This window comes from Rubrivivax rivuli (genome assembly GCF_004016505.1).
GTDB lineage: Bacteria > Pseudomonadota > Gammaproteobacteria > Burkholderiales > Burkholderiaceae_C > Rubrivivax > Rubrivivax rivuli.
In genome coordinates, this window is record NZ_SACR01000002.1 from 480,797 (window position 1) to 501,877 (window position 21,081).

Below are 21,081 nucleotides of genomic sequence, written 5' to 3' on the forward strand. Positions count from 1 at the left end.
TCAGGAGCTTTATCGCATGGGCAAACGAAGCATCGAAACCCTCGTCGGGTTCTTCGTGCTGCTGGGCATGGCCGGGCTGGTGTTCCTGGCCATGAAGGCCGCCAACCTGGGCAGCGTGGGCGGTGGCGACACCTACACGCTGAAGGCCAACTTCGACAACATCGGCGGCCTGAAGGTGCGCGCGCCGGTGCGCACCGCGGGCGTGACCGTGGGCCGCGTCACGGGCATCCAGCTCGACAGCAAGACCTACCAGGGCGTGGTGACGATGGAGATCGACCGCGTCTACCAGTTTCCGAAGGACTCGGCCGCAAAGATCCTCACCGCCGGCCTGCTGGGCGACCAGTACATCGGCCTGGAGCCCGGCGGCGACGATGCCAACCTCACCGCCGGCGCGCTGGTGCCGCAGACGCAATCGGCCGTGGTGCTGGAAAACCTCATCGGCCAGTTCCTCAGCAGCAAGGCCGAAACGCCGGCCGCGCCCGCAACGGGTGCAGCCCCGGCCGCCGCGGAGCCCGCGAAGTGAATGCCCGGCACCTGGGCGTGCGCGCGGCCGCGGCCACGGCGGCCCTGGTGGTGCTGGCGGGTTGCGCCACCGTCCCACCCAGCGCCGCCGGCCCCACGGCCGACCCGATGGAAAGCTGGAACCGCCGCGTCTTCGCCTTCAATGACAAGGTCGACCGCGCGGTGCTCAAGCCCGTGGCCGAAACCTACCGCGATGTCGTGCCGGTCTTCGTGCGCACCAGCATCAACAACGTGCTGGGCAACTTCTACGACGTCTGGTCCACGGCCAACCACTTCCTGCAGGGCAAGTTCCGCACGGGTGCCGAGATGGGCATGCGCGTGATCACCAACACGGTGTTCGGTGCGCTCGGCGTGATGGACCCGGCCACCGAGATGGGCCTGGTGCGCCGCTCGGAAGATTTCGGCCAGACCCTGGGCATGTGGGGCGTGCCCACGGGCCCCTTCGTCGTGCTGCCCTTCCTGGGCCCCTCGACGCTGCGCGACAGTGTCGGCTACTTCGCCGACCGGCAGGTCTCGCCCTCGGTGCTGCCTTCGGGCGCCGCCGAGCAGTACACCATCACTGCGCTGGAACTGCTGAACACGCGCACCAACCTGCTGCAGGCCGGCAACTTCGTCGACAGCGTCGCCATCGACAAGTACAGCTTCCTGCGCGATGCCTACCTGTCGCGCCGCCGCGATGCGCTCTACGACGGTGCGCCGCCGATGGAGACCTTCGACGACGAACCCGAATCACCTGCGGCCAGGCCCGCTGCCGCCGCGGCTTCTGCGGCACCTGCCGCCAAACCTGCTTCCGCCGCGCGTTGAACCTCCACGGTCGGGCGGGGTCGAAACCCCGGGCCCCTGACCGCGCGGCCCGCACTTGAGAAGGAATGAACATGGTCCCGAACCTGCTGAACACCACCGCCCTGGCCGCCTTCGCGGGCGCCGTCACCGTGCTCGCGGCCCCGGCGCACGCCAGCCAGACGCCCGACGCGCTGGTGCGCCAGATCTCCACCGAGGTCATCGACGTCGCCAAGACCGACAAGGCCATCCAGGCCGGCGACATGGCGCGCATCACGGCCCTGGTCGACAGCAAGGTCATGCCCAGCGTGAACTTCGAAGTCGCCACGCGCTCCGCCGTGGGCCCGCAGTGGCGCAGCGCCACGCCCGAACAGCGCACCCGCCTGCAAGCCGAGTTCAAGACCCTGCTGCTGCGCCTGTACGCCGGCGCGCTGACGCAATTGAAGGACCAGACCGTCTCCATCACGCGCACCCTGCCCACGCCGGGCAGCACGCAGGTCATCGTGCAGAGCGAGGTCAAGGGCTCGGGCGAACCGATCAAGCTCGACTACCGCCTCGACAAGGCCGGTGAGGTGTGGAAGATCATCGACGTGAACGTCGGTGGCATCTGGCTGGTGCAGAACTACCGCTCGCAGTTCGCCACCGAACTGGGCAAAGGCGGCATCGACGGCCTGATCAACACGCTGGCCGAGCGCAACAAGGCCGCGGCCAAGTAAGGCGCCTGGCGATGCAACTGCCCGCCGACGCCACGTTGACGAAGGTGGCAGAACTGGCCGCCGCCCTGCCGAGCGCCGTGTCTGGCGGCAGCGGCACCTTCACGGTCGACGCCTCCGCCCTGACGGCCTACGACACCGCCACCATCGCATTGCTGATGCAGGCGCGCCGTGCCGCGCAGGCCGCGGGGCGCGGCTTCAGTGTCAGCGGGGCGCCGCAGCAGTTGCAGCAACTGGCCGCGCTCTATGGCGTGGAAGAACTGCTGGCGCTGTCGCCTTCGGCCGCGTCCTGAGCCGCGGTGCCGCTGAGCGCGGCATAGCGTTTCTGGCGCAGGTTCTTCTTGATCTCCTGCAGCATGGGCCGCAGGCCCGCCGAGCCCAGGCGCAGCGCCACGCCCGTGGTGAGAATGTCGACGATCAAGAGGTGCAGCAACCGCGAGACCATCGGGCTGTAGCGGTCGGCGTCCTCCGGGTGGTCGGCCGCCAACAGGATGTGGTTCGCACCCACACGGCATTCCAGCGCGAGCGGTGAGCCGCTGGCCGTGATGGCGATGACGGTGGCGCCCTTGCGCCGCGCGATCTCGGCCACGTCGAGCAGGTCGCGGCTGCGGCCGGAGTTGCTGATGATCACCGCGCAATCGCCAGGCCTGAGCATGGTCACGCTCATCACCTGCATGTGGCCGTCGCTCACGGCCGCCGCCATCACGCCCAGGCGGAAGAACTTGTGCTGCGCGTCCTGCGCCACGATGCCGCTGTTGCCCACGCCGTAGAACTCGATGCGCCGGCCCTGGCGGCAGGCCTCGGCCAAGGCCTCGATGGCGCGCTCCACGCTCTGGCTGGCCGCGGCGTTGCGGTAGCGCAGCATCGCGGCCACCGCGTTGTCGATGACCTTCACGACGATGTCGCCGGCCTTGTCGTCGTCGTCCACGGCGCGGTGCACGAAGGGCACGCCTTCGTTGACGCTGCCGGCCAGCTTGAGCTTGAAGTCGGCCAGGCCGTCGTAGCCGATGCTGCGGCAGAAGCGCACCACGGTGGGCTTGCTGACATGCGCACGCTCGGCCAGTTCCACCACGGGCAGCGTGGCGAAGCCGCGCGGGTCGGCCATCAGCAGCTTGGCCACGCGCTGCTCGGCCGGCGGCAGCGCCGGGATCGAAGCGCGGATGCGGTCGAGCATGCCGGTGCTCATGCCGGGCTCCAGGCTGAAGCTGCGCTCAAAGCTCTTCCGCCCAGGCACCGCCGTCGCGCGCCACAAGCGCGCTGGCCGCGGCCGGGCCCCAGCTGCCGGCGCTGTAGGGGCGCGGGCCGGTGGGGTCGTCGGCCCAGGCCTTGAGGATGGGCTCCACCCAGCGCCAGGCCTGCTCTTGTTCGTCGCTGCGGACGAAGAGGTTCAGGCGCCCGGCGATGGCATCGAGCAGCAGGCGCTCGTAGCCCCCCACGCGCTCGCTCGGGAAGGCCTTGTCGAAATCGAGGTCCAGCGACACCGGCGAGAGGATCTCCTGGCCGTTCAGGGAAGCGCCGCCGCCCTTGGCCGCCAGCAGGTGCAGCTCGAGCCCGTCTTCGGGCTGCAGCTTGATCACCAGCTTGTTGGCCCGGCGCGTGCCCGGGAAGATCGGGTGCGGCACTTCGCGGAAGTTCACGACGATGTGCGCGTCACGCGCCGGCAGGCGCTTGCCGGTGCGCAGGTAGAAGGGCACGCCGGCCCAGCGCCAGTTCTGCACCTCGGTGCGCAGCGCGACGAAGGTTTCGCAGGCGCTGCCGGCAGGGACCTTCTGCTCGTCGAGGTAGCCCGCCACAGGCTTGCCATCCACCGTGCCGGCCTTGTACTGGCCACGCACCACGTCGCGCGCCACGCTCTCGGGCGTGAAGGGCTTGAGCGAGCGCAACACCTTGAGCTTCTCGTCGCGGATGGCGTCGGCGTCGCTGGTGGAGGGCGGCTCCATCGCGATCATCGTCAGCAGCTGCAGCGCATGGTTCTGCACCATGTCGCGCAGCGCGCCGGTGTTGTCGTAGAAGTCGCCACGCGTGCCCACGCCGATGCTCTCGGCCATGGTGATCTGGATGTTGGCGATGCTCTCGCGGCGCCACAGCGGCTCGAACAGGGCGTTGCCGAAGCGCAGCGCCATCAGGTTCTGCACCGCGGGTTTGCCGAGGTAGTGGTCGATGCGCAGCGCCTGCTCTTCGCGGAAGCTGGCCCGCACGGCGCGGTTGATGGCCTGCGCACTGGCGAGGTCGTGGCCCAGCGGCTTCTCCAGCACCAAGCGCACGTTCTCGCCGTTGATGCCGGCCGCGCCGAGCTGCTGGCACACGGGCACGAAGAGGTGCGGGCTGGTGGCCAGGAACACCACCACGGTGTCGGCACCGCGGGCGTCCAGCCACTGTTTCAGCCCCGCGTAGTGCTCGGGCTGGGCCAGATCCATGCGCCGGTAGTGCAGCAGTTCGGCGAACTGGTTGAACTCGGCCTCGGTGGGCTGCTTGGCCTCGTCGACCGCGGTGAAACGCTCGCGGATGTACTGGCGGTACTCGGCATCGCTGCGCTGGTCGCGCGCCACCGCCAGGATGCGGCCGCCACCGGGCAGTTTGCCGTGACGCCAGGCCTGGAAGAGGGCCGGCATCAGCTTGCGCCAGGTGAGGTCGCCAGTGCCACCGAAGAGGACGAGGTCGAAGGACATGCGGGCCGCCCCCGGCTGCAGGCCGAAGGACTTGTAATTAAGTTACAGGCCTGATGATGCCGACGTTTCAGAGACGGGTCAACGCGGGGCGGCCCCGACGGCCGCCGCCGCGGCCGCCAGCGCCTGCTCCAGATCAGCGATCAGGTCCTCCGTGTTCTCGATGCCCACCGACAGGCGCAGCAGGTCGGCCGGTGCGGGCGTGCCGGCGCCTTCGACGCTGGCGCGGTGCTCGATCAGGCTCTCGGTGCCGCCCAGCGAGGTGGCGCGTTTCCAGAGCTGCGTCTGCGCCGCCACGGCAATCGCCGCGGCTTCACCGTGTTTCGCACGGATCGACATCATCCCGCCGAAGCCGCCCTGCATCTGCCGCGCGGCAATGGCGTGGCCGGGGAAACCGGGCAGGCCCGGGTAGAGCACCTCGGCCACCAGCGCATGGCCGTCGAAGTGCTCGGCGATGCGCTGCGCCGAAGCGCAGGCCGCGCGCACGCGCAGGTGCAGCGTGCGCAAGCCGCGCAGCAGCAGCCAGGCCTCGAAGCTGCCCAGCGTGCCGCCCACCTGCGCGCGCACCTTGCGCACACGCTGCCAGTGTTCGTTGTCGGCGCGCGTGCTGAGGCAGCCGGCGATCAAGTCGCTGTGCCCGTTCAGGTACTTGGTGGCGGCGTGCATCACCAGGTCGGCGCCCAGCGACAGCGGCTGCGTGAGCAGCGGCGTGGCCACCGTGCTGTCCACCGCCAGCAGCGCGCCGGCTTCGTGCGCCAAGCTGGCGGTGGCGGCGATGTCGGTGATGCTCCACAGCGGGTTGGCCGGTGTCTCGATCCACACGAGCCTGGTCTTGCCCGGGCGCAGCGCGGCCTGCACCGTGGCCGGGTCGGTCATGTCGATGAGCTCGACCTGCAGGCCCCAGCCGGTGGCGAATGTCATGAGCCAGTTGCGCAGGCTCCAGTACATGACCTTGGGGGCCAGCACGTGGTCGCCGGGCTGCAGGGCCTGGAACACGGCGGTGGCCGCGGCCATGCCGCTGGCAAAGAGCAGGGTCTGGTGGCCGCCTTCCAGCGTGTTGATCACGGCCTCGGCCTGGTCGTAGGCCGGGTTGTCGGCGCGCGCGTAGACGCGGCCGCTGCGGTACTGGTTGTCGGGGTCGCGCAGGTAGGTGCTGCTGACATGGATGGGCGGCGTGATGGCGCGCGTGGCTTCGTCGATCCAGCCCAGGGCCTGGGCGGCGATGCTGTCGGGGTGCAGGGGTTTGCTCATGCCCGGCATCGTAGCCCGCCACCCCCTGCCGGCGCGGGGCCCGGCCTATCGCTGGAAGGCGCCTGGCGTCCAGCTCGTCGCGGGCTGCAGCGCGCGCGTGCCCACGGGCCACTCGAACTCGGCCTGCGGACGGAGGTCTTGCCCGTTGATCTTGCCCGGGTCAACGCCCTTGTCGCGCCACATCGCGCCCGGCGGCAGCTCGAAGCCGTTGGTCCAGATGTCCTGCAGCATGCCGCGCGTGACGTGGCGGTTGCCCGCAAACTCGCCGCGGGCCGCGAGCCAGAACACGCCCGGCCCGACGAGCAGGTTGTTGACGGCGTGCACGCGCACGTCGGGGCCGACGCGGTCGTCGAAGACGCGCATGAACCAGGCCGGCAGCCAGCCGTAATGCACGAAGGTGTTGTGGGCCACGTAGAGCTCGTTGCGGTCCCAGGCGCGACCCTCGTTGCCATAGCTCAAGAGCACCCGGTTCTGGCTGTCCACGCCCTGGCCGATGACATTGCCGATGACGGTGGCCAGCCCGCCGGCGGCCAGTTCGATCTCGTAGGAGGCCCCGCCCCGCACGCCGTCGTGGATGAAGTTGTAGGCGATGAAGGCCTCGCGCGCCCGGCTCTTGATGAGGTGGCCCTCGAAACCCTGCTGGAAGCGGCTGCCGGTGATGCGCAGCTTGGCGACGCGGCCGACATTCAGCAGGTGGTGCAGCCCGCCCTCGACCTTGGGCGCCTGGCCGAAGACGCAGTTCTCGATCGTCAGCTCGGCCTGCGGGCTGTTGACGGCCAGCAGGCCGTATTCGTTGTCGAAGAGCTGCACCTTGCGCAGCGTCAGCTTGCCGCCGTCGAGCAGCACGCCGGCTCCGCTGCCGTCCTTGGCGCGCGCGCCCCGGAACTCGATGCCCTCGATCAGCACCTCGCCGCCACGCACCGTCCACAGCGCCTTGTGCTCGCCGGGCTGGCCAGCCCCCTGCACCACCACCTTGCCGGTGCCGCGCAGGGTCAGGCGGCGCTGCTCCAGCAAGAGCTTGCCCTTGTACTCACCGGGCATGAGTTCGACGGTGTCGCCATCGGCGGCGCGGGCCACCGCATCGGCCAGCGCCGCCGGGCCACCTTCCGGCGTCACCACCCAGGCGTTGCCCGGCGTGGCGATGGCAGCGGCGCAGGCGCCCAGGACACACAGGCCCAGCGCGACACCGCGTGACCACGCCCACCGCCTGCTGCCCGACCACAACGCTGCGCCCGCCGCCCTCATCTCACCCCACGCTCCATTTCTGATCGGCGCGGAGTATGGCCCGCGGCAGGGCCCGCACCCGAGGTGCTTCCCCCGAAGCACGGGGATGGCCGCAGATCTCAGAGCGCCAGTTCGATGCGCATGTCACGCCAGCGCAGGCGCACCGACTTCGGGCCGATGCTGTCGACCACCACGCCGGGCGCGGCGGTCTCGCCTTCGCGCACGACCTGGCCGTTGACGATGACGAAGCGGCTGAGCGCGCTGTCCGACCACACCGAGCCGCCCAGCGACATCGAGGGCAGCTCGCGCCGTTGCTCGGCCGTCAGCTCCGACAGCCGCAGCGCGCGCGGGGCGGGGGCGGGGGCGGGGGCGGGGGCGGCGGGCCGGTCGGCCACGGCCGGTGCCGCCGGGGCGGCGGGCGCGTCGGCCCCCACGGTGGGTGTTGGTGCCGACACCACCAGCGGCAGCGGCGCAGGCGGGGCGGCCGGCGGGGCAGCCACCACGGCGGGTGCCGGCGCGGCAGCCGGCACCGGCTTCGCGGCGCTGCGCCAGGCCCAGACAGCCAGCAGCACCGCGCCCAACGCCAGCAGGCCCAGCGGCAGCACCCAGCGCCAGGGCGGCCCCTCGGGCCGTGGCGGCAAGGCGGCCACGGCGCCGGGCTGCGCGTTCAGGCCGGGCACCTGGCCGCGTTCACGTTCGGCCTGCGACCGGCGCAGGGCTTCGAGGATGTAGGACATCGCGGGGCTTCAGCTCTCGCCCGCGAGGCGGGCTTCTTGAACACCGGCAAGGCGGTTCAGCCGCATCACCGTCACCGGGCCGGCGCGGCCATCGGGCGGCAGGCCCTGGGCGCGCTGGAACTGGCGCACGCGCTCGGCCAACGTCGGCCCGGCGGCAATGCCGGCGCGCAGCAGGCCCTGCTCCAGCCAGGCGCGGGCGGCAGGGTCGGCGCCGCCATCGGGGCTGTCGGCCCAGCCAGGCGGCAGGCGCCAGAGCGTCGCGAAATCGCCGGGCCACAGACCGGCCAGCGTGGCCAGCGACAAGCTCACCGTCTGCCCGCCGGCCTGCAGCGTGGCCTGGCTGTCGTTCAGCGCCACCAGCAAGGCTGCGCTGCTGCCGCCTTCAGGCCGGCGCAGCGTGATCCAGCCCGGACGCCCCAACTGCCGCACGACGGCCAGGCCGCCCGAGCCGCTGCGGAAGCACGCCAGCTGCGCCTGCGCGGCGGCAGCGCAGGGTTCGCCGTCGCCGATGGCCACGTTCCAGCGCAGCGCCAGCTCGCGCCAGGCCGTGGCCGGCGGCACAGGCGCAGCCCGCCACAGCGCACCCAGCTCGGCCGAGCCGGCCAGCGGCGGGGCGCTGGCCGGTGCGGGCCCGGGCAGGGCAGGCGCTGCCCCGCCTGCACTGGCGCCAGGCTGCGAGGCCGTGCCCGTCACCGCCGCCACCACCGGCGCCGGCACCGCCGGCTTGCGCAGCAGCCCCACCGCGCCCAGCACCAGCAGCACCGCCACGCCGCCGGCTAGGGCCGGCCACCGCCAAGCCACGGGCAGCGCGGGCCCGCGGCCGAAGACCTCTTGCGCGGCCTGCTGCACCGTGCGGCGCTCGGCCCGTGGCTGGCCCTGCGCGTAGGCGCCCAGCAGCGCGCGGTCGGCCAGCAGGTTGATGCGCCGCGGCACGCCGCCGCTGAGCGCATGGATGCGCGCCAGCGCCGCCGCGCTGAAGGGCAGCGGCGCGCTGGGCCCGGCCACCGAGAGGCGGTGCTGGATGTACTGCTGCGTCTCGGCCAGGCTCAGCGGGCCGAGGTGGTAGCGCGCGACGATGCGCTGCGCCAGTTGCTCGAGCTCGGGCCGCGCGACCATCTCGCGCAGCTCGGGCTGCCCGATGAGGATGATCTGCAGCAGCTTGCGCTCGGCCGTCTCCAGGTTGGTGAGCAGGCGCAGCTGCTCCAGCACCTCGGCGCTCAGGCTCTGCGCTTCGTCGATGACCAGCACCGCCTGCTCGCCCTTCGCGTGGCCTGCAAGCAAGAAGGCGTTCAGCGCATCGACATGCGCCTTCACGCTGTCGGCCTGCGCCGGCAGCGGAATGCCGAACTCGCCGCACACCGTCTGCAGCAGCTCGGCCACGCTGAGCTTGGGGTTGAAGATGTAGGCCACGCGGCAATGCGCGGGCACCTGCTCCAGGAAGCAGCGGCACACCGTGGTCTTGCCCGCGCCGACCTCGCCCGTGAGCAGCACGAAGCCGCCCCCACCGCCCAGGCCGTAGAGCAGGTGCGCCAGCGCCTCGCGGTGCTGTTCGCTCATGAACAGGAAACGCGGGTCGGGCGCGATCGAGAAAGGCTCTTTGCTGAGGCCGAAGAACGACGCGTACATGGGGCGCGAGGATAGCGGCCGGGCCGGGCGGCCCGGTTCAGGGCGCGGGGCGCGGCCGGATCAGGTCTTCCAGATGCGCGGCGGCACCGCGGCCAGCGCCCAGGCCTGCTGCCGCCAGGCGGCGCGCACGGCCGTGAAGAGCTGCATCACGGGCTCCACGCGTGCGGCCAGCACGCGCAGCACCACCACGCCGGCCTGCGGGGCCGTGACGCCCGCGGTGGCCGCGAGCGTGTGGCTGGGAAGCAGCTCGCGAGCAGCCTCCACCAAGGCCGCGCGGCGCGCCGGCGCCAGTGGCGCGCCGGCCGCGAACCACAGCGTGGCCGCCACCGTGTGCCCGGCCCAGCCCACCGGGCCTTGCAGCAGCGTCGCATCTTCGGCCGCAATCCGGCCGCCTTCGATCCACTGCCCCGGCAGTTCCAAGTGCTGGCTGAACACGCCCCGCTCGAAGGGCTGGCCGGCCGCCGCCAGGCCCAGGGCCAGCACGTCCCAGCCCAGCATCTCGGCGCCGGGCGCGAGTTCGGCCGTCACGCGGTTGCTGGCCTGGCAGCCGCTGTAGGCGATGGTCTCCATCGGCAGCCATTCGAACCGCGCGCCTTCGGCCAGTTGCAGCTGGGTGTGCTGCAGCGCCTGCGCGCCTTCGCTGCGGTAGAAGCGTGTGGCGCCGGGCGTCGTCAGCAGCGCGTGGCTGCCGGCCTCGGCCTGCACCTGCACGTGCAGCTCGTCGCCGCCCACCACGCCGCCAGGCGGGTGCACCAGCACGTGGTGGCACACACCCTCGCCCTCGGGGTAGAGCGGCTGCAGCACACGCAGCGGGCCGGTGTGGGCGTCGAAGGCGACGGTGCGTTCGCCGCGGCGGTGGTAGCGCAGGCGCAGTTCGCCGCGCCAGCCTGAAGCTGAAGTCATGCGCCGATGATGCCGCTACACCCCAAAGCCTCACTCGCCCTGGCTGCCGCGGTGCGCCCAGCCGGTGGTGCGTTTCTCCACCCAGCTGAACAGCTCGTACATCGCCATCGCCATCGCGCCGATGGTCACCAGCCCGGCAAAGGCCAGCGGCATGCGCTGCTGGCTGCCGGCGCTCTGCATCAGGTAGCCGATGCCCGAATCACCCGCCGTCATCTCGGCCAGCACCGTGCCCACGAAGGCCAGCGTGATGGCGATCTTCAGGCTGCCGTAGAAGTAGGGCATCGAGCGCGGCAGGCCCACCTTCACCAGCACGTCCCAGCGCCGGGCACCCAGCACACGCAGCACGTCTTCCAGTTCGGGCTCCAGCGTGGCCAGGCCGGTGGCGATGTTCACCGTGATGGGGAAGAAGCTGATGAGGAAGGCCGTGAGGATGCCCGGCCCCAGCCCGATGCCGAACCACACCACGAGGATGGGCACCACCGCCGCCTTGGGCACGGCATTGAAGGCCACCATCAGCGGGTAGATGGCGGTGTAGGCCAGCCGGCTGCTGCCGATCAAGAAGCCCAGCAGCACGCCCACCACGATGGCGATGGCGAAGCCCAGCATCGTCACCCAGAAGGTCTTCCACGCCGCTTCCATCAGCGGGCCTGTGAACTCGACGAACTGCTGCGCGATCTGCACCGGGCTCGGGAAGATGTACTCGGGCACGCTGAAACCCATCACCACCCCCTGCCACAGCAGCAGGCAGGCGGCCAGCAGGATCAGCGGCGACCAGCGTTCGACGTTCTTGGTGATCTTCATTGGGGTACGACCACGCCGGTCTTTCGCATCGCGCCGATGTGCCCGCGCAGCTCGTGCACGATGTCGGTGAACTGCGGGGTGTAGGTCACTTCCAGGTCCCGCGGGCGCGGCAGTTCGATGTCGCGCCTGACGACGAAACGGCCCGGGCTGCGGCTCATGCAGTAGACGGTGTCGGCCAGGAACACGCTCTCGCGCAGGTCGTGCGTGACGAGGATGACGTTGAACTTCTGCGCCGCGTGCAGGTCGCGCAGCGCGCACCACAGCTCTTCGCGCGTGAAGGCGTCGAGTGCGCCGAAGGGTTCATCGAGCAGCAGCATCTTGGGCTCGTGCACCAGCGCGCGGCAGATGCTGGCGCGCTGCTGCATGCCGCCCGAGAGCTGCCACGGAAACTTGTCTTCGTAGCCGCCCAGGCCCACGCTCTGCAGCAGCGCGCGCGCCTTGGCCTCGAACTCCTTCTTCTTCGACTTGAACTGGCTGCGGTAGGGCTCCACGATCTCCAGCGGCAGCATCACGTTCTGCACCGTGGTGCGCCAGGGCAGCAGGCTCGGCGCCTGGAAGGCCATGCCGGTGATCTTCAGCGGGCCGGTCACTTCCTTGCCGTCGATGACCACGGTGCCCCGGCTGGGCCGGCGCAGGCCGGTGGCCAGCTTCATGAAGGTGCTCTTGCCACAGCCGCTCGGCCCCACGATGGCGATGAACTCGCCCTCGCCCACCTTCAGCGTGATGTCCTCGACGGCGAACTGCTCCTTGGCGAGCAGTTCGTCGTTGTAGGCCAGCCAGACCTTGTCGAACTCGACGAACGATGCCATGCCCGCCTACTTCTTCAGCGGCGGCAGGATGTTCAGCTCGGCCTTGGCGGGCAGGAAGGCGTCGGTCCACACCGCCGCCGGATCCACGCGCGTCTTGGTGCCGAAGGCGTCGCTCACCTGGCTGGCCATCAGGGCCAGGCGGCCGGGCACCACCACGCCGAAGCCTTCGGCGCGCGCATCAGGGCTGGCCACCACGGCATCGATGGCCAGGCGCAGGCGGCGCTTCTCCAGATCGACGTTGATGATGCCGTCGCGGGCCTTCACGTACTCGATGGCGGCATCCGGGTTGGCCATCACCTCCTTGGCCCCCTTCAGAAAGGCGCCGATGAAGGCCTTGAGCGCCGCCGGGTTCTCCTTGATCAGCTTGGGGCTGGCGATGATCACGTTGCCGTAGAGCTTCACGCCGAAAGCCGGGTAGGGCATCACCACCACGTCTTCGGCCTTGACGCCACGCGCCTCCAGGTTCAAGAGGCTGGTGAAGCTGAAGCCGGTGATGGCGTCGATGTCGCCGCGCACCAGCATGGTCTCGCGCAGCGGCGGGTCCATGCTGGTCCAGGTGACGCCGCTGACCTTGTTGGCCTTGGCGAAGATGGGGAAGGCCTTGCGGCCGGCGTCGAAGCCCGTGGCGCCGAGCTTCTTGCCGTTGAGGTCGGCCGGGGTCTTGATGCCGCTCTTCTTCAGCGCCAGCACCGCGGCCGGCGTGTTGTTGTAGACCATCAGCACGGCCACGGGCTTGTTCGGCGCCTCGGGGTTGTTGGCGTGGAACTCCATCAGCGCCGCCATGTCGGCGAATCCGACGTCGTACACGCCGCTGGCCACGCGCGTGACGGTGCCGCCGCTGCCGTTGCCGGCGTCCAGCGTCACGTCCAGGCCTGCGGCCTTGTAGTAACCCTTGGCCTGGCTGGCCAGGAAAAGCGCGGCCGGTCCTTCGAAGCGCCAGTCGAGCTGGAACTTCAGCGCGGTCTGCGCGCACACCAGCGTGGGCAGCGACAGCAGCGTGGCCACCAGCGGGGCCGCCAGTTGCAGCCAGCCGCGGCGCTGCATCTTCGGCAGCTTCGCCGACTTCGCCAGCTTGGGAACGGGGGACGTGCGGAACATGGGCATCTTCTCCTGCAGCAGCCCAGGACGCCGGGCCTTGAGACAGGGTTGTGCAAGTTCCATGCACAGTGCCGTGCACCAGAAGGTGGCACTGGCGACCAGAATCCGGGCTTTCGAGCCCGCCGAACGCACCGCCATGCCCCATCCGCCCTGCCCGCCCCATCTGCCGCGCCGCCACTGCCTCGCCCTGATGGGCAGTTTGCTGGGCCTGGCTGCGCCGCTGCCTGCGCGCGCGCAGCAGCCCTTGCGCAGCCTGGCCCTGCAAAACGAACTGGCCGCGCTGGAAGCCCGCAGTGGCGGCCGCCTGGGCGTGGCCGTTCTCGACACCGCCAGCGGCGCCAGCGCCGGCCACCGCGCCGACTCGCGCTTCGGCCTGTGCTCCAGCTTCAAGCTGCTGCTGGCCGCGGCCACGATCGAACGCGTCGAAGCCGGCGCTTGGCCGAGCACCCGGCGCATCGCCTACACCGCGGCCGATCTGATACCGCCTTCACCGGTCTTGCGCGAGCGCCTGGCCGAAGGCGGCCTCACGGCGCTGCAGATGGCCCAGGCCACCCAGGAGACGAGCGACAACGCCGCCGCCAACCTGCTGCTGCGCGAGCTCTTCGGCGGCCCGGCCGGGCTGACCGCCTGGCTGCGCCGCCAGGGCGATGCGGTCACGCGCATCGACCGCTGGGAGCCCGAGATGAACGTGGTGGCGCCGGGCGACGAGCGCGACACCAGCACGCCGGCGGCCATCGCTGCCACAGGCGCCCGCATCCTGACGGGCCCGGTGCTCAGCCCCGCCGGGCGCGAACAGCTCATCGGCTGGATGGTGGCCACACAAACGGGCGCGCGGCGCCTGCGTGCCGGCCTGCCCGCCGGTTGGAAAGCCGGCGACAAGACCGGCACCGGCATGCACCCGACGATGCCCGACCGCTACAACGACGTGGCCATCATCTGGCCCGGCGCCCAGCGCGCACCTTGGCTGCTGGCGGCCTACTTCGAGAGCCGGCACCGCGACAGCGACCGCATGCGTCCCGAGGACGAGGCGGTGCTGGCCGAGGTGGGCCGGCTGGTCGGCCGCTGGCAGCCCGGGGCCTGAGCGCGCGCCGCGCCGGGCGGCGGAAACCTCAGCCCGCGCGCAGCAAGTCCAGCAGCGTGCGCGCCACCACGCGCGTGGCGCCTTGCAGGTCGCTCAGCACCAGGTGCTCGTCGGCGCGCTTGGCATTGCTTTCCAGCACCGTGCGCGGGCCGGCGCCGTAGATCACGGCCGGCACGCCGACGGCACCGTAAAGGCGCACGTCGGTGTAAAGCGGCGTGCCCGAGACCGGGATCGCTTCACCGAACACCGCCTGCCCATGGCGCTGGATGGCCGCCACAAGCGGCGCGTTGCCAGGCAGCGGCTGCAGCGGGTGGGCCAGCAGCAGGCGCTTGATCTCCAGGCGGATGCCGGGGCAGGCGGCCACCGTCTGCTCGATGAGCGCTCGCACCTCGGCTTCCACCGCCGCCGGGTCTTCCTCGGGGATCATGCGGCGGTCGAGCTTGATCGTCACCTGCCCGGGCACCACGTTGGTGTTGCTGCCGCCTTCGATGCGGCCCACGTTCAGGTAGGGGTGGGTGATGCCGGCCACCTTCGAGAGACGCGTCTTCAGCACCGCGTTGTGCGCGTACAGCGCCGTCAGCAGCTGGTTGGCGGCCTGCAAAGCGTCCACGCCAGTGTGCGGGTAGGCGGCGTGCGAGGCCAGGCCGTGCAGCGTCACCTGCAGCTGCAGGCAGCCGTTGTGCGCCGTCACCACCTGGTAGCTGAAGCCGGCGGCGATCAGCAGGTCGGGTTTCGTCAGGCCCCGGCGCAGCAGCCAGCCGGGGCCGAGTTCGCCGCCGAACTCTTCGTCGTAGGTGAAGTGCAGCTCCACGGCGCCTTTCAAGGGCACGCCCAGAGACTGCAGGGCGCGCAGCGCGAAGGTGTAGGTGGCGAAGTCGCTCTTGCTCACGGCCGAGGCGCGGCCGTAGAGCTTGCCGTCGGCCACCTCGCCGCTGTAAGGGCCATGCGTCCAGCCTTCGCCGGGGGGCACCACGTCGCCGTGGGCGTTGAGGGCGATGGTCGGGCCGCCTTCGGCAAAGCCTTGCCGCACGATCAGGTTGCTCAGGCTTTGGAGACCGTAGGCCTGCACTTCTGCCTCCGGCACCGGGTGCACCTCGGCCGTGTAGCCCATGCCCGACAGCAACGCGGCGGTGCGCTCGGCATGCGGCGCGTTGTTCCCGGGCGGGGTGTCGGTGGGCACTTGCACCAGGGCCTGCAGGAAACGCACTTCTTCGTCGAAGTGCGCGGCGATCCAGGTGTCGAGAGCTTGGTACAGGTCAGTCATGCGGCGGCCAGGTCTTCAAGCAGGTTCTGGAAGGCCAGCGCACACAGCTCGGCGTCGTCGGCGCTGATGGTTTCCAGCGGGTTGTGGCTGATGCCCGCGTTGCCGCCGCGCAGGAAGAGCATGGCCTGCGGCATGCGTTCGTGCAGCTTCATCGCGTCGTGCCCGGCACCGCTGGGCAGGCGGTAGACCGGCAAGCCCAGGGCGGCCACCGCGCGCTCCCAGCGCTGCTGCCACGCCGGGTGGCTGGGCGCGGCGTTGGCCGCCAGCGTGGGCACCACGCTGTGCGTGAGGCCGCGGCGTTCGCAGATGCGCTGCAGCTCGGCCAGCACGTCGGCGCCCAGGGCGTCGCGCGCGGCGTTGGTGGTGGCGCGCAGGTCCAGGCTGAAGTGGCAGGCGCCGGGCACCACGTTGATGGAGCCGTTCGGCACCTGCAGCATGCCCACGGTGCCCACGACGTCGGGCACCGCTGCCGCGCGCTTCTCCACAAACAGCACCAGCTCGGCCACCGCGCACGCCGCATCGCGCCGCCGGTCCATGGGCGTGGTGCCGGCATGGCTGGCCACGCCCTGCACCGTGCACTGGTAGCGCAGGCTGCCGTTGATGGACGTGACGACACCCAGCGGCAGGTCCAGCTCGTTGAGCACCGGACCCTGCTCGATGTGCACTTCCACGAAACCCAGGTACTGCGCCGGGTCGCGCTGGAGCGCGACGATGCTCTCCAGCGTGCCGGGCAGCCCGGCGGCCTGCAGGGCCTGGCGCATGGTGATGCCCTCGGCATCGGCCTGTTCCAGCCAGGCGGGCACGAAGCTGCCGGTGAGCGCACCGCTGCCCAGGAAGGTGGCCGGGTAGCGCTGACCCTCTTCTTCCGAGAAAGCCACCACCTCGATGCCGAAAGGCAGGCGCCGGCCCTGCGCGTGCAGCTCGCGCACCAGCGCCATCGGCACCAGGATGCCCAGCCGCCCGTCGTACTTGCCGCCGTTGCGCACGGTGTCGAAGTGGCTGCCGGTGAGCAGGCGGCGTGCGCCGGGCTGCTGGCCTTCGTAGACACCCACCACGTTGCCCACGGCGTCGAGGCGCACGTGGTCGAAACCGGCCTCGTGCATCCAGGCCTGCAGCTGCGCAGCCACGGCGCGGTGGGCCTCGGTGAGGTAGGTCACCGTGAGCTGGCCTTGTTCCTTGAAGCCGGGGTCGCTGTGCGCGGCCAGGGCTTCGGCCCAGTCCCACAGGCGCTGACCGAGCACCGGCACGTGGCCGAAGCGGTCGTTCAGGCGGATCTCGGCGATGCGGTGGATGTGGCGCAGGCACTCGGCGAATTCGAAGTCGCGGTGGCCGGCCAGGCGGCGCTGGAAGGCCGCGATGATCTCGGCGCGCGTGAGGCCCAGCCCGCGCGGGCCGCGCACGGCCAGGATGAAAGGCCAGCCGAACTTGGCCTTGTAGTCGGCATTCAGCTGCTGCAGCCGCGCGAACTCTTCGGGGCTGCAGGCGGTGAGGCCGGCCTTGCTTTGCTCGTTCGTGCTTTCGGCCGTCAGCTCACCGGCGATCGCCGCCTTGCCGGCCAGCTCGGGGTGGGCACAGATCAACGCCAGCTGCTGCGCACGCGGGGCCTGCCGCACGGCTTGTGCCAGCGCGTGTTTCAGCGCCGCCAGCGTCGCAAAACCCTCGGCCGGGCGTTGCGCATGCGCGGCCTCGGCCACCCAGGGCGAGTGTTCATAGGTGCCGGCCAGCAGCGCAACGAAGTCGTCGCGGCCGGCGGCGTTCAACAGGTCCAGCGTCAGGGGGGTGCTCATCAGCAGGCGCTCATTCCCAAACAAAAGCCGTGGCCGCATCGAAAGGATGCGTGGCCTTCCAATGCCGCGCGATGTCGATGCGCCGCGCCACCCACACGTGGTCGTGAGCCTGCACGTGGTCGAGAAAACGCTGGAAGGCGCGCATGCGGCCGGGCCGGCCCAGCAGCCGGCAGTGCAGGCCGATGCTCATCATCGCCGGGCCGCCCTGGCCCTCGGCGGGGTCGCGCGCCCCTTCGGCATAGAGCACATCGAAACTGTCGCGCAGGTACTGGAAAAACTCGTCGCCGTGGCTGTAGCCCTGGGGCAGCGCGAAACGCATGTCGTTGGCGTCCAGCGTGTAGGGCACCACCAGGTGCGGCGCCAGCGTGCCGTCGCTCTTGCGCACCTGCAGCCAGAAGGGCAGGTCGTCGCCGTAGTAGTCGCTGTCGTACTCGAAACCGCCGGCCTCCACCACCAGGCGGCGCGTGTTGGAGCTGTCGCGGCCGGTGTACCAGCCGGTGCAGGGCTGGCCCGTCACGGCTTCCACCGCCGCGCGACCGAGGCGCAGGTGCTCGCGCTCGGTGGCCTCGTCGATGTTCTGGTAATGCACCCAGCGCCAGCCGTGGCAGGCGATCTCGTGGCCCAGTTCGACGAAGGCGGCCGCCACTTCGGGGCAACGCTGCAGCGCCATGCCCACGCCGAAGATGGTGAGCGGCAGGCCGCGGGCCTCGAACTCGCGCAGCAGCCGCCACACGCCCACCCGGCTGCCGTATTCGTAGATGCCTTCCATGCTGAGGTGGCGCGCCGGGAAGGCGGGCGGGTTGAACATCTCGCTCAGGAACTGCTCGCTGCCGGCATCGCCGTGCAGCACGCTGTTCTCGCCACCCTCCTCGAAGTTCAGCACGAACTGCAAAGCCACGCGGGCGCCGCCGGGCCAGTGCGGGTTCGGCGGGTAGCGGCCGTGGCCGCGCAGGTCGCGCGGGTAGCGTTCGGCGGGCAAGGGGGCGTTCATCGCAGGCTTGGCAGTGTTCTTGCGTGGTGGCCGAGAATAGCTCGCACACCCTGCACACGTTTTCACCAGCAAGCCATGGGCCACCTCAGCACCCACGTTCTCGACACCGCCCACGGCTGCCCCGCCGCCGGCATGGCCGTCACCCTGCAGCGCGTCGAGGAGACCGGGCCGGTGACGCTGAAGCAGGTGACGCTCAACGCCGACGGCCGTGCCGACGGCCCGCTGCTTAAGGCCGAGGAGATGGCCGTCGGCCACTACCGCCTGCTCTTCGCCGTGGCGCCCTACTTCCGTGCACGCGGCGTGGTGCTGCCCGAGCCGCCGTTCATCGATGTGGTGCAACTCGACTTCGGCATCGCCGATGCCGCAGGCCACTACCACGTGCCGCTGCTTTGCAGCCCCTGGAGCTACAGCACCTACCGCGGTTCTTGATCGCAGCAATGGACCTGAACTACCTGCTCGACTGGGCCAACCTGCTGCTGCGCTGGGCCCACGTCATCGTGGCCATCGCGTGGATCGGCTCCTCGTTCTACTTCGTCTTCCTCGACAACAGCCTGACGCCGCCCACCGACCCCAAGCTCAAAGAGCAAGGCGTGGGCGGCGAGCTCTGGGCCGTGCACGGCGGCGGCTTCTACAACCCGCAGAAGTACCTCGTGGCGCCCAAGACGCTGCCCGAGCACCTGCACTGGTTCTTCTGGGAGAGCTATTCCACCTGGCTGACGGGCTTTGCGCTCTTCACGGTGATGTACCTCTTCAACGCCAGCACCTTCCTCGTCGATGCGCGCGTGCACGCCTGGCCCGCGCCGTGGATGGCGGTCGCGGCGGCGCTGGCCTTCCTGGTGCTGTTCTGGGTGTTCTACGACCGCATCTGCCGCTGGTTCGGCGAGAAGAACGGTGCGGTCGGTGGCGACCTGCGCGTCGGCGTGCTGGTGCTGCTTTACGTGGTGCTCGCGTCGTGGCTGGCCTGCCAGCTCTTCGCCGGGCGCGCCGCCTTCGTGCTGGTGGGCGCGATGCTCGCCACGGCGATGAGCGCCAACGTCTTCTTCTGGATCATTCCGGGGCAGCGCAAGGTCATCGCGCAGATGAAGGCCGGCCAGCCGGTGGAAGCGATCCACGGCCAGCGCGCCAAGCAGCGCAGCGTGCACAACACCTACTTCACGCTGCCGGTGCTGGTGGCCATGCTCAGCAACCACTACGGCTGGCTCTACCAGGGCGCGCACAACTGGGCCGTGCTGGTGCTGCTGATGCTGGCCGGCGCGCTCATCCGCCACAGCTTCGTGGTGCGGCACAAGGCCTTGGTGCTCGGCAAGCGCGTGCCCTGGGAGTACGCGGCGGGCGGCACCGTGCTGCTGCTGGGCCTGGCGGTGTGGCTCGCGCCCAAGCCCGCCGCGCCCGTGGCGGCCAGCGCCGCGCCAGTGACCCTGGCCCAGGCCCACGCCGTGGTGCAGGCGCGCTGCGTGATGTGCCACAACGACCAGGTGCGCCAGAAGAACGTGGCCCTGCACACGCCCGAATTGCTGCAGCAGCAGGCCCAGGCCGTCTACCAGCAGACCGTGGTGCTCAAGCTCATGCCGATGAACAACGCCACCGGCATCACCGACGAAGAGCGTGCGCTGATCGGGCGCTGGGTGCAGGCCGGCGCGAAGCAAGCGCAGGCCGCAGAGTAGGCGCACCGCGGCGCCGGAAAACCGCGGCCCGTTAGCCTTGCGGCCCCGAACACTTCCGCACGGAGCCCGCATGCCCACCGTCCACGTCCAGCTCTTCAAGGGCCGCACGGCCGACCAGAAACGCGCCGCCGCGGTGGCCATCACCGAAGCCGTGGTGAAGACGCTCGGCGGCAACGCCGACACCGTGGACGTGATCTTTCACGACATCGAGCGCCACGACTGGGCCACCGGCGGCGTGCTGTGGAGCGACAAGGCGCCTGCACCGCCCCAGGCCCCGAAGGCACCATGACGCGCCAGCTGCTGACCCTGGCGACACTGGCGGCCCTGCTCGCCGCGGCCGCTGCCCAGGCCAAGACCGCCAACCCGGCCGGCATCGACTGGGTGCGCATCGGCAGCGGCCCCGGCAGCTTCGAGATCGCCCGCACCGAAACTACGGTCGGCCAGTTCCGCCGCTTCGTGCAGGCCACGAACACGCGCACGCTGGCCGAAGAGCGCGGCGGCGGCCAGGTCTACGAACTCGGCTGGACCGACCGCCCCGGCTGGACCTGGGCCCGGCCCTTCGGCCGGCTGGGTGTGGACAACGAGCCGGCCGTGCACCTCACGTTCGACGAAGCCCGCAGCTTCTGCCGCTGGGCCGGCGGGGCGCTGCCCACCGACGCGCAATGGACCCGCGCGGCCTACCTGGAGCAGCGCAGCAACCCGCCCGCGCCCTTCAGCACCGGCCGACGCTACCCGCTGCCCACGGGCGAGAGCGCCGAAGGTGCGCAGTGCCTGGACGACTGCGGCCGCACCGCCCGCCAGCGCGGCCACCGCCAGGGCGCGCGCCTGATGCGCGGCCACGGCCATGCGCTGGTGGGCAGCACGCCTGCCGGCGTGAACGGCCTTTTCGAGATGGGCGGCAACGCCTGGGAATGGGTGGACGATCCGGCCGGGGCCGCCGCAGGCGCTGAGCGCCGCACCCGCGGTGGCTCGTGGTGGTACGGCACGGCGCAGATGCGCGAAGACCACGCCCAGTTCAAGGCGCCCGACACCACGGTGGTCTACATCGGCTTCCGCTGCGCGCGCGGGGGTTGAACCTCAGGCGGCGGCGCTCCGGCCTGTCGCAAAATCGAAGCGGACCTGCACGACGCCTGGGCACTGCAGCCCGGGTGCAACAACAAGCCT

General features: G+C 70.8%; 22 protein-coding genes. 9 read left to right on the forward strand and 13 right to left on the reverse strand.

Annotated features, from left to right (window positions below):
* Positions 1-16: 16 nt before the first annotated feature.
* From mlaD to EOE66_RS06750, 4 genes are all read left to right on the forward strand, one after another.
* Positions 17-523: an outer membrane lipid asymmetry maintenance protein MlaD gene (mlaD, locus tag EOE66_RS06735; RefSeq protein ID WP_128227897.1), complete on the forward strand. Its 507-nt coding sequence runs from the start codon at positions 17-19 to the stop codon at positions 521-523.
* Positions 520-1,326, forward strand: coding sequence for an MlaA family lipoprotein (locus EOE66_RS06740; RefSeq protein WP_245478938.1), 807 nt, complete (start codon positions 520-522; stop codon positions 1,324-1,326). The genes mlaD and EOE66_RS06740 overlap by 4 nt, the downstream gene beginning before the upstream one ends.
* A gap of 71 nt (positions 1,327-1,397) precedes the next feature.
* Positions 1,398-2,018 (forward strand): MlaC/ttg2D family ABC transporter substrate-binding protein, encoded by a 621-nt coding sequence (locus EOE66_RS06745; RefSeq protein ID WP_245478939.1) that lies wholly within the window; start codon positions 1,398-1,400, stop codon positions 2,016-2,018.
* A gap of 11 nt (positions 2,019-2,029) precedes the next feature.
* The gene (locus tag EOE66_RS06750; protein WP_128227899.1) at positions 2,030-2,308 is read left to right on the forward strand and encodes an STAS domain-containing protein; all 279 of its coding nucleotides are present in this window, start codon (positions 2,030-2,032) and stop codon (positions 2,306-2,308) included.
* On the opposite strand, the gene EOE66_RS06755 is transcribed toward EOE66_RS06750, so the two are convergent.
* From EOE66_RS06755 to EOE66_RS06800, 10 genes are all read right to left on the reverse strand, one after another.
* Positions 2,260-3,189, reverse strand: coding sequence for a MurR/RpiR family transcriptional regulator (locus EOE66_RS06755; RefSeq protein WP_128228282.1), 930 nt, complete (start codon positions 3,187-3,189; stop codon positions 2,260-2,262). The genes EOE66_RS06750 and EOE66_RS06755 overlap by 49 nt on opposite strands.
* A gap of 37 nt (positions 3,190-3,226) precedes the next feature.
* Positions 3,227-4,684, reverse strand: a complete 1,458-nt coding sequence (gene zwf / locus EOE66_RS06760) for a glucose-6-phosphate dehydrogenase (RefSeq protein ID WP_128227900.1) — start codon at positions 4,682-4,684, stop codon at positions 3,227-3,229.
* Between the two features lie 78 nt (positions 4,685-4,762).
* Positions 4,763-5,932, reverse strand: a complete 1,170-nt coding sequence (locus EOE66_RS06765) for a trans-sulfuration enzyme family protein (RefSeq protein ID WP_128227901.1) — start codon at positions 5,930-5,932, stop codon at positions 4,763-4,765.
* 45 nt (positions 5,933-5,977) lie between these two features.
* Complete coding sequence (locus tag EOE66_RS06770) at positions 5,978-7,177, reverse strand: right-handed parallel beta-helix repeat-containing protein (RefSeq protein ID WP_128227902.1); 1,200 nt, start codon at positions 7,175-7,177, stop codon at positions 5,978-5,980.
* 98 nt (positions 7,178-7,275) lie between these two features.
* Positions 7,276-7,893, reverse strand: a complete 618-nt coding sequence (locus EOE66_RS22355; RefSeq protein ID WP_128227903.1) for a general secretion pathway protein GspB — start codon at positions 7,891-7,893, stop codon at positions 7,276-7,278.
* A gap of 9 nt (positions 7,894-7,902) precedes the next feature.
* Positions 7,903-9,519, reverse strand: a complete 1,617-nt coding sequence (locus tag EOE66_RS06780; RefSeq protein ID WP_128227904.1) for an ExeA family protein — start codon at positions 9,517-9,519, stop codon at positions 7,903-7,905.
* Between the two features lie 60 nt (positions 9,520-9,579).
* Positions 9,580-10,422: an urease accessory protein UreD gene (locus tag EOE66_RS06785; protein ID WP_128227905.1), complete on the reverse strand. Its 843-nt coding sequence runs from the start codon at positions 10,420-10,422 to the stop codon at positions 9,580-9,582.
* A gap of 30 nt (positions 10,423-10,452) precedes the next feature.
* The gene (locus EOE66_RS06790; protein WP_128227906.1) at positions 10,453-11,223 is read right to left on the reverse strand and encodes an ABC transporter permease; all 771 of its coding nucleotides are present in this window, start codon (positions 11,221-11,223) and stop codon (positions 10,453-10,455) included.
* Positions 11,220-12,032, reverse strand: a complete 813-nt coding sequence (locus EOE66_RS06795; RefSeq protein ID WP_128227907.1) for an ABC transporter ATP-binding protein — start codon at positions 12,030-12,032, stop codon at positions 11,220-11,222. Before EOE66_RS06795 ends, EOE66_RS06790 begins: the two co-directional genes overlap by 4 nt.
* Before the next feature lie 6 nt (positions 12,033-12,038).
* Positions 12,039-13,076 (reverse strand): ABC transporter substrate-binding protein, encoded by a 1,038-nt coding sequence (locus EOE66_RS06800; protein WP_128228283.1) that lies wholly within the window; start codon positions 13,074-13,076, stop codon positions 12,039-12,041.
* Positions 13,077-13,320: 244 nt separating this feature from the next.
* On the opposite strand from EOE66_RS06800, the gene bla reads away from it, so the two are divergent.
* Positions 13,321-14,211, forward strand: coding sequence for a class A beta-lactamase (gene bla / locus EOE66_RS06805; protein WP_164885012.1), 891 nt, complete (start codon positions 13,321-13,323; stop codon positions 14,209-14,211).
* A 28-nt stretch (positions 14,212-14,239) separates the two neighbouring features.
* Here bla and EOE66_RS06810 read toward each other — a convergent pair whose 3' ends face one another.
* The 3 genes from EOE66_RS06810 to puuE are packed head-to-tail and all read right to left on the reverse strand — an operon-like array spanning position 14,240 to position 18,253.
* Entirely contained in the window at positions 14,240-15,475 is a 1,236-nt protein-coding gene (locus EOE66_RS06810) for a M20/M25/M40 family metallo-hydrolase (RefSeq protein WP_128227909.1), read from the reverse strand.
* Entirely contained in the window at positions 15,472-17,262 is a 1,791-nt protein-coding gene (gene uraD / locus EOE66_RS06815) for a 2-oxo-4-hydroxy-4-carboxy-5-ureidoimidazoline decarboxylase (protein ID WP_128227910.1), read from the reverse strand. The genes EOE66_RS06810 and uraD overlap by 4 nt, the downstream gene beginning before the upstream one ends.
* A gap of 10 nt (positions 17,263-17,272) precedes the next feature.
* Entirely contained in the window at positions 17,273-18,253 is a 981-nt protein-coding gene (gene puuE, locus EOE66_RS06820) for an allantoinase PuuE (protein WP_128227911.1), read from the reverse strand.
* 75 nt (positions 18,254-18,328) lie between these two features.
* Between puuE and uraH the strand changes: the two genes are divergently transcribed.
* The 4 genes from uraH (at position 18,329) to EOE66_RS06840 (ending at position 20,991) form a co-directional block, all read left to right on the forward strand.
* A complete protein-coding gene (gene uraH / locus EOE66_RS06825) occupies positions 18,329-18,682 on the forward strand; it encodes a hydroxyisourate hydrolase (protein WP_128227912.1) in 354 nt (117 codons plus the stop codon).
* A gap of 8 nt (positions 18,683-18,690) precedes the next feature.
* Positions 18,691-19,917, forward strand: coding sequence for a urate hydroxylase PuuD (locus EOE66_RS06830; RefSeq protein WP_128227913.1), 1,227 nt, complete (start codon positions 18,691-18,693; stop codon positions 19,915-19,917).
* A 70-nt stretch (positions 19,918-19,987) separates the two neighbouring features.
* A complete protein-coding gene (locus EOE66_RS06835) occupies positions 19,988-20,206 on the forward strand; it encodes a 4-oxalocrotonate tautomerase (protein ID WP_128227914.1) in 219 nt (72 codons plus the stop codon).
* On the forward strand, positions 20,203-20,991 hold the full coding sequence (locus EOE66_RS06840; RefSeq protein WP_128227915.1) for a formylglycine-generating enzyme family protein: 789 nt from the start codon (positions 20,203-20,205) through the stop codon (positions 20,989-20,991). Before EOE66_RS06835 ends, EOE66_RS06840 begins: the two co-directional genes overlap by 4 nt.
* Positions 20,992-21,081: the final 90 nt, after the last annotated feature.

What these genes read in the sequence shown, in the direction of transcription:
- EOE66_RS06780 (WP_128227904.1), bottom strand. Translation starts at nt 9,519, where the DNA reads ATGTACGCGTCGTTCTTCGGCCTCAGCAAAGAGCCTTTCTCGATCGCG.
- uraD (WP_128227910.1), bottom strand. Translation starts at nt 17,262, where the DNA reads ATGAGCACCCCCCTGACGCTGGACCTGTTGAACGCCGCCGGCCGCGAC.
- EOE66_RS06755 (WP_128228282.1), bottom strand. Translation starts at nt 3,189, where the DNA reads ATGCTCGACCGCATCCGCGCTTCGATCCCGGCGCTGCCGCCGGCCGAG.
- EOE66_RS06765 (WP_128227901.1), bottom strand. Translation starts at nt 5,932, where the DNA reads ATGAGCAAACCCCTGCACCCCGACAGCATCGCCGCCCAGGCCCTGGGC.
- EOE66_RS06835 (WP_128227914.1), top strand. Translation starts at nt 19,988, where the DNA reads ATGCCCACCGTCCACGTCCAGCTCTTCAAGGGCCGCACGGCCGACCAG.
- zwf (WP_128227900.1), bottom strand. Translation starts at nt 4,684, where the DNA reads ATGTCCTTCGACCTCGTCCTCTTCGGTGGCACTGGCGACCTCACCTGG.
- EOE66_RS06745 (WP_245478939.1), top strand. Translation starts at nt 1,398, where the DNA reads ATGGTCCCGAACCTGCTGAACACCACCGCCCTGGCCGCCTTCGCGGGC.
- EOE66_RS06770 (WP_128227902.1), bottom strand. Translation starts at nt 7,177, where the DNA reads ATGAGGGCGGCGGGCGCAGCGTTGTGGTCGGGCAGCAGGCGGTGGGCG.
- EOE66_RS22355 (WP_128227903.1), bottom strand. Translation starts at nt 7,893, where the DNA reads ATGTCCTACATCCTCGAAGCCCTGCGCCGGTCGCAGGCCGAACGTGAA.
- mlaD (WP_128227897.1), top strand. Translation starts at nt 17, where the DNA reads ATGGGCAAACGAAGCATCGAAACCCTCGTCGGGTTCTTCGTGCTGCTG.
- EOE66_RS06790 (WP_128227906.1), bottom strand. Translation starts at nt 11,223, where the DNA reads ATGAAGATCACCAAGAACGTCGAACGCTGGTCGCCGCTGATCCTGCTG.
- EOE66_RS06785 (WP_128227905.1), bottom strand. Translation starts at nt 10,422, where the DNA reads ATGACTTCAGCTTCAGGCTGGCGCGGCGAACTGCGCCTGCGCTACCAC.
- EOE66_RS06840 (WP_128227915.1), top strand. Translation starts at nt 20,203, where the DNA reads ATGACGCGCCAGCTGCTGACCCTGGCGACACTGGCGGCCCTGCTCGCC.
- EOE66_RS06750 (WP_128227899.1), top strand. Translation starts at nt 2,030, where the DNA reads ATGCAACTGCCCGCCGACGCCACGTTGACGAAGGTGGCAGAACTGGCC.
- EOE66_RS06800 (WP_128228283.1), bottom strand. Translation starts at nt 13,076, where the DNA reads ATGCAGCGCCGCGGCTGGCTGCAACTGGCGGCCCCGCTGGTGGCCACG.
- EOE66_RS06810 (WP_128227909.1), bottom strand. Translation starts at nt 15,475, where the DNA reads ATGACTGACCTGTACCAAGCTCTCGACACCTGGATCGCCGCGCACTTC.
- EOE66_RS06795 (WP_128227907.1), bottom strand. Translation starts at nt 12,032, where the DNA reads ATGGCATCGTTCGTCGAGTTCGACAAGGTCTGGCTGGCCTACAACGAC.
- puuE (WP_128227911.1), bottom strand. Translation starts at nt 18,253, where the DNA reads ATGAACGCCCCCTTGCCCGCCGAACGCTACCCGCGCGACCTGCGCGGC.
- EOE66_RS06830 (WP_128227913.1), top strand. Translation starts at nt 18,691, where the DNA reads ATGGACCTGAACTACCTGCTCGACTGGGCCAACCTGCTGCTGCGCTGG.
- bla (WP_164885012.1), top strand. Translation starts at nt 13,321, where the DNA reads ATGGGCAGTTTGCTGGGCCTGGCTGCGCCGCTGCCTGCGCGCGCGCAG.
- uraH (WP_128227912.1), top strand. Translation starts at nt 18,329, where the DNA reads ATGGGCCACCTCAGCACCCACGTTCTCGACACCGCCCACGGCTGCCCC.